This window comes from Limosilactobacillus kribbianus (genome assembly GCF_026413145.1).
GTDB classification, from domain to species: domain Bacteria; phylum Bacillota; class Bacilli; order Lactobacillales; family Lactobacillaceae; genus Limosilactobacillus; species Limosilactobacillus kribbianus.
On sequence record NZ_JAOVYZ010000072.1, the window covers coordinates 1 to 6,188 of the forward strand.

At 47.7% G+C, this 6,188-nt stretch carries 5 protein-coding genes; 1 reads left to right on the forward strand and 4 read right to left on the reverse strand.

Annotated elements, in window-relative coordinates:
• Positions 1–134: 134 nt before the first annotated feature.
• The 4 genes from OCT58_RS09775 to OCT58_RS09790 form a co-directional block, all read right to left on the reverse strand.
• A complete protein-coding gene (locus OCT58_RS09775; RefSeq protein ID WP_267202650.1) occupies positions 135–1,025 on the reverse strand; it encodes a 3-hydroxyacyl-CoA dehydrogenase in 891 nt (296 codons plus the stop codon).
• Between the two features lie 18 nt (positions 1,026–1,043).
• On the reverse strand, positions 1,044–1,931 hold the full coding sequence (locus tag OCT58_RS09780) for a 3-hydroxyacyl-CoA dehydrogenase (protein WP_267202651.1): 888 nt from the start codon (positions 1,929–1,931) through the stop codon (positions 1,044–1,046).
• Between the two features lie 134 nt (positions 1,932–2,065).
• A complete protein-coding gene (gene rihC / locus OCT58_RS09785; RefSeq protein ID WP_267202652.1) occupies positions 2,066–2,974 on the reverse strand; it encodes a ribonucleoside hydrolase RihC in 909 nt (302 codons plus the stop codon).
• 80 nt (positions 2,975–3,054) lie between these two features.
• The gene (locus OCT58_RS09790; protein WP_267202653.1) at positions 3,055–4,257 is read right to left on the reverse strand and encodes a NupC/NupG family nucleoside CNT transporter; all 1,203 of its coding nucleotides are present in this window, start codon (positions 4,255–4,257) and stop codon (positions 3,055–3,057) included.
• A gap of 478 nt (positions 4,258–4,735) precedes the next feature.
• Here OCT58_RS09790 and OCT58_RS09795 point away from each other — a divergent pair, with 478 nt between their 5' ends.
• Positions 4,736–5,725, forward strand: coding sequence for an aldo/keto reductase (locus OCT58_RS09795; RefSeq protein ID WP_267202654.1), 990 nt, complete (start codon positions 4,736–4,738; stop codon positions 5,723–5,725).
• Positions 5,726–6,188: the final 463 nt, after the last annotated feature.

Sequence of the window (6,188 nt, forward strand, 5' to 3'; positions counted from 1 at the left end):
TGATAAAATAGTGGTGCTCATCAAGGTCCTTCTTTCTAATGGATTGTGTGGTAACACCATTAAAGACCTTGATGGGTTTTTCTGTCCACTTAAATGTTCAACTTAAATTTTACAATCTGCCATGATTAAATCAATTATTTCTTCAAGAAGTCCGGATCCTCAAATGCCGGGTGCGGATACTTATAGAACCCTTCGCCCGACTCTTGACCAACATGTCCGGCGTCCACCATTGTCTTTAGTTTGTCGGCAATCTGTTGATGAATTTCTTGGTGCGTCGACTGAGCCAAGTTCTCTTCCATCTGCAGCGGCGTCCGCAAACCAACCATGTCGAGAATCATGAACGGTCCCATTGGCGAATGCGTAGAGATCATCCAGTCCTTATCGATTGTTTCTGGGTCAGAAACATCGTTGGCCCACAGCTGGAGCGCTGCCCCGATCAGCGGCATCAAGACCGCATTCAGGACATAGCCGTGCTGTTCCTTATGAACCTCAATCGGTACCATCTTAATGGCCCGGGCAAAGTCGACAACCTCCTGGTAAACGGCCGGATCAGTCTGGTTCGTCCCCATAATTTCAGCAACATTGAACTTCCAGATCTTGTTGGCAAAGTGCATGTGTAAAAACTTCTTTGGCCGGTCAACGTACTTCACTAACTGGCTTGGAACGAAGGATGAGGAGTTGCTAGCAAAGATGGTCTTTTCCGGGGCCACGGCTGATAATTCTTGGTAGAATTTTTCCTTCAGGGCCAACGATTCCGGCAGTGCTTCGATTACGTAGTCGGCATCGGCAACAGCTTCTTTAAGGTCGGTGGTTACTTTAACAATGTTATTCATCCCGGCCTGGAATTCTTCATCCGTTAATCCCATGTCCCGCTGATAGTCCTCTTTAAGTGCATTCAGCCGCCGGGTCGCCGTGTCAATGTGATGGTTATAAACCGTTACCTGAAAACCACACAGCGCTGTTTGATATGCAATTTGACTGCCTAAAACCCCGGCACCGGCAATTGTTATTTTCTTAAAAGTCATCAATATCACCCCACCAATCTATTTCTTAAGAAATTCCGGATCTCGAAATGCCGGGTGCGGATACTTGTAGAAGCCTTCACCGGCCGTAACTCCAGTTTTTCCTTCGTCAATCATCGGTTGCAGTTTATCCGCAATCTGCTTGAACAGGTCACTGTGCCGGGTTTGGTAAAGCTCCAGCATGATGTTTTTAACAGTATGCAAGCCCACGTCATCAAGCATTGCGAAGGGACCAACTGGCGCACCGGTGGAAATCATCCAGTCCTTATCAACTGTGGCTGGATCAGCAACTCCTTTTGCCCACAGGCTCATCGCACTGACGACAAACGGGATCAACAGCGAATTCAGGACGTAGCCCGGTTGTTCCTTGCGAATGGCGATTGGCACCATCTTGATATCATGGGCAAAGTCAACAACCGCTTGGAACACAGCCGGATTGGTCTGGCTAGTTCCCATGATCTCAGCAACATTGCACAGCCAGATCATGTTGGCAAAATGCATGTTGAGGAATTTAGCTGGCCGATCAACATACTTGACCAGCTGGCTTGGGATCATTGTTGAAGAGTTGCTGGCAAAGATGGCCTTTGCCGGGGCCACCTTCGATAATTGCTGGTAGAACTTTTCCTTGACCTCTAATTCCTCCGGCAGGGCTTCGATAACAAAATCTGCGTCCTGGACCGCGGTCTGAAGATCAGTAGTAAAGGTCAGGTTGTCGAGCCCTTTTTGAAAATCTGCCGCGGTCAAATGAAGATCGTGCTGGTAACTACTTTCCAGTGCCAGCACCCGTTTCTTTGCCGCGTCTGCATCTAGGTCGTAGGCGGTAACCTTAAATCCATTCAGGGCCGTTTGGTATGCGATCTGGCTGCCCAATACTCCGGTTCCGGCAACGGTAACGTTCCGAAATGACATATTATCAGCCTCCTATAAGTACCATGTGCTATCATAACCACCTCTACCCTAACATCAAAGCGCTTACAAGTTTAGCAATTGTACTCAAAAAGAGGAAATTCACTCATCAGTAAATTTCCTCTTCATTTTAGTATTTAGTTCATCTTGCTGACTTCTTCTAAGAACCACTTGTTGAAGTAGTCGGCGTCGATGTCCACACAAACCTCGGCGTTGGTCTTGCCATCGTGGTAGGCACCACGGATGTCGCCAACCAGAGCACCGATTGCCGGGCCCTCAGTCTGAACGTCAACCCACATCTTCTTGGTCGTGAAGGCTTCTGGGTGAAGCAGGTAGAAGATGGTGTTAACGTCATGCATTGGTCGTCCTTCATCCGTCCCGTCGTTGTAGTGGGTGATCAGGGCGTGCAGCATTTCACCGGTCTTATTCAGCGTCGCTAACTTGGCAATCGTGTCCTTGGTCAGCAGAGCCTTCAAGGTTACGTCCAGGCCAACCGTAACGATCGGAATGCCAGCATTGTACATGATCCGCGCAGCATCCGGGTCAGTGAAGACGTTGAATTCAGCAACGCTGGTCATGTTTCCACCGGACAGGGAACCACCCATGGCCACGATCTTCTTGATGTGGCTCTTTACTTCTGGGTACTGGCTGAACAGCAGGGCGATGTTCGTGTAGGAGCCGGTTGGCACCAGGATGACCTCGTCTTCGGCCATGATGGCGTCGTGCAGGGCTTCAACGGCCGTCTTGTCAAGCGGCTTGCCGTAATCGTCGCCGAAGTCGTAGCCAGGCATCCCTGATTCGCCGTGAATCCGGGCAGCGTCCTCAAACGGCTTGATCAGTGGTTGTTCGGCCCCGGCGGCCACCGGAATGTCCTTGCCGAAGAAGTGAACAATCTTCAGAGCGTTGGCGGTCGTCTTGTCGACGGTCACGTTCCCAGCAACGGCGGTGATCAGCTTCAAGTCAATTGCGGGGTCGTTGATGGCCATCGTCAGTGCGGCAGCGTCATCAATTCCCGGGTCAGTATCCATAATAATCTTCGTAGCCATAATTATTTCCTCCTTAGAAAATGCAAGCGTTTACGAAATAGTGGTTAAAAAAAGCAGCTCTAATAGCTGCTTTTTAGTTTTTACCAAACGAACAGACCAACAAAGGCTGCTGATAACAGGGATACCAGGATACCGGAAAGTAAGAGGTAACCAATGTTAGTAGCGATGTAGTCGTTATCTTCCTTGTTTGCCAGGCCCTTGAAGGCACCGATGATCATACCAAGAGTACCGAAGTTGGCAAAGGAGGTAACGAAGACGGTCAGAACGGCCTTCAAGTGTTCTGGGTAGTGGTTGATCGCACCGGTAACCTTACCCATAACAACGAATTCGTTGGTAACCAGCTTCATCCCCATGTCCTGTGACAGCATCCATGCCTGGTGTACTGGCAGACCCAGCAGCCAGGAGAATGGGAACATGATGACACCCAGGATGCTTTCCAGGGACAGTGGCTTCCAGAACAGACCCAGGATCTTGTCGATCAGGGCAGCCAGGGCAACGAAGGCAATAACGTTGGCGATGATGATCAGGATCAGCTTACCAGCGCCCAGGATGGAGTCACCCAAGAAGCTGAAGAATGGTTCCTTCTTACCGTTGTCAGTAGCACCAACCTTTTCGATGGTATCTTCTTCAGGAGAAACCTTAACTGGGTTCAGCATACTAGTAGCAATCAGCGAGTTCATAATGTTGATAGGCACAGCAGTCAGAATGTATTGACCAGGCATCATCAAAATGTATGAACCAAGGATTGAGGCAGTAACACAAGACATTGACATCATGGCCAGCGTCAGGTTACGTTCCTTACCCATCTTCCGAATCTGCATACCAGAAACGGCCAGCACTTCGGTGTTCCCTAAGAACATCATTTCAACGGCAAAGAATGATTCGAACTTTGGTTGACCAGTAATGTATGAAAGTCCCCGTCCGATCCACTTGATAATCCATGGCAAAAAGCCAATGTAAGTCAAGATATCGAACAGCGGAACAATCATCAGAATTGGCATCAGTGCCGAACAGATGAAGTTCAGGTTCTTAGTGTTGTACCAAGCACCCAGTGCAAAGACAGTCCCCTTTGCGGATACGTCAACGATCCAAACGAAACCGTCAGCGGCAGCCTTAACACCGGCACGTCCTGCGGCAGAACCAGTCAGGAACCATGCCAAGATAAGGTTAATGACAATCATAATACCGACAGTCTTCCAGTTGATGGCTTTGCGGTCCTTGGAGAAGAGCCAGCCGATTGCGAGGAACACAATCAGTCCCAGAATATTGATTGCGAGATACATGTTTACACCCCTTATAAAAAAGATAGAGAATTTTGTTGATCCCGCTCCTCAGAATTGAAAAATAATTGCTTTGTTCCGCGGGTCAACTTTTGCGACATCTTTAGAATATCTTAAATACTTCCCTCTGTAAAGAAGAATTTATAACGGCATTTGTGAAATGAGATCGTTTACAAGGCATTTGGAATCGCTATAACGTTTTACTTACGGGACTTTTTAGCACTAATCATAGTAAAAGTCCTATTTCACAAAGGACAAAAAGTTTTTGTAAGCGGTGTCATCCATTAACAAAAAAGAAGAGAAATTGCCGCCAATTTTGGTAACAGTTTCTCCGCCCCTGCCAAGGACCTTTATTATAATAATTGGCATGGTTGTAATCAATATTTTTCTTAAGAATCGACCGGATTATTTCGCGCATTCCGCTGACTACGATATAATGAAAATATAACAAGAAAACGTTTGCGAAAGGAGTCTAAACAAGATGGATAAGGCAAAATTAGTACAAATTGGTCACTCTGACGTTTACGCACCCCCGCTGGGTCTTGGAACCAACGCGGTCGGCGGCTATAACCTTTTCCCCAACCTTAAGGATGAAGACGGACGGGAACTCGTGCGTGCCGGCCTCGATAGCGGCATCACCCTGCTGGACACTGCTTTTGTCTATGGGCTCGGCCATTCCGAAGAATTAGTCGGCCAGGTTTTGAAAGAATATGACCGGAGCAAGGTTGTTCTCGCTACCAAGGGGGCCCAGGACTTCTCCACCGGCGAACAGGTAATCGATAATAGTCCCGAATTCTTGACGGATCAGGTCAACAAGAGCCTGGAACGACTGCAGACTGACTATATCGATATCTACTACATCCATTTCCCAGACCATGACACCCCAAAGGCCGAAGCAGTTGGTGCCTTACAAAAACTCAAGGAAGCCGGCAAAATTCGGGCCATTGGGATCTCCAACTTTAGTCTGGATCAGATCAAGGAAGCCAACGCCGACGGCTACGTGGATGTCGTTGAAGACGAGTTTAGCCTTCTCCACCAGGACCACCTGACCGAGGGAATGCTTGACTATCTGCACAATCACCAGATTAGCTTTGTCCCGTACTTCCCACTGGCATCAGGACTATTAACTGGTAAGTACGACCACCACATCGACTTCCCAGCCGATGATATCCGGAGTCAAATTGCCGACTTTAGCGAACCGCGGTTCAGCAAGGTTCTCCAAGCCGTTGATGTTATCCGGCCAATCGCTGCTGCCCATCAGGCAACGGTGGCTCAAACCGTTTTGGCTTGGTACATGCAGAATCCGCTGATCTCCGTTGTAATTCCGGGAGCTAAGCACGCCGACCAGGTCAAAGCCAACGCCAAGGCTATGGGCGTCAAACTGACTGAGGAAGAATACCAAATCATCGAAAAGGCCTTTGAAGGTTTTAAGGAAACGACAAGCGGCAAATCGCTAGCCGATCCAGACTGATGATATTTCCCGGGAAATTAAATTTAACTTTTAATGTGAGTGGGAAATAGCCATCCGTCCCACGGTTATTTTCCCCGTTATCAAAATGAGGTTGGGTTAATTCCCAACTTCATTTTTGTTTCGTTCACAAAAAAAACGGAGACAATCAAATGTCTCCGTGCTTCCGAATGGAAAGATGTCGGCCACCTGTTAATGTATCAAGATCCGTTATTGTGTCTTTATCTGCAGTTCTTTCGCCTATGTGAAGAACCCTTACAGCTTATAATCATTTAGGTTGTAGATATGGCCACTAATTTTAGCTAACATACTTTTCAAGGAAACTAAAGCGTTTCATGTGGAGTCAATGTCATTAAGTTAAGAGCTTGACAATTAGTGGTCGGTTCTTACAGGATGTCGTTTGAAAAGTAATTCGTTAATTTTAAGGCCACCTAAGTAGTAATCGCGGTTACTAATTAGGTGGCCT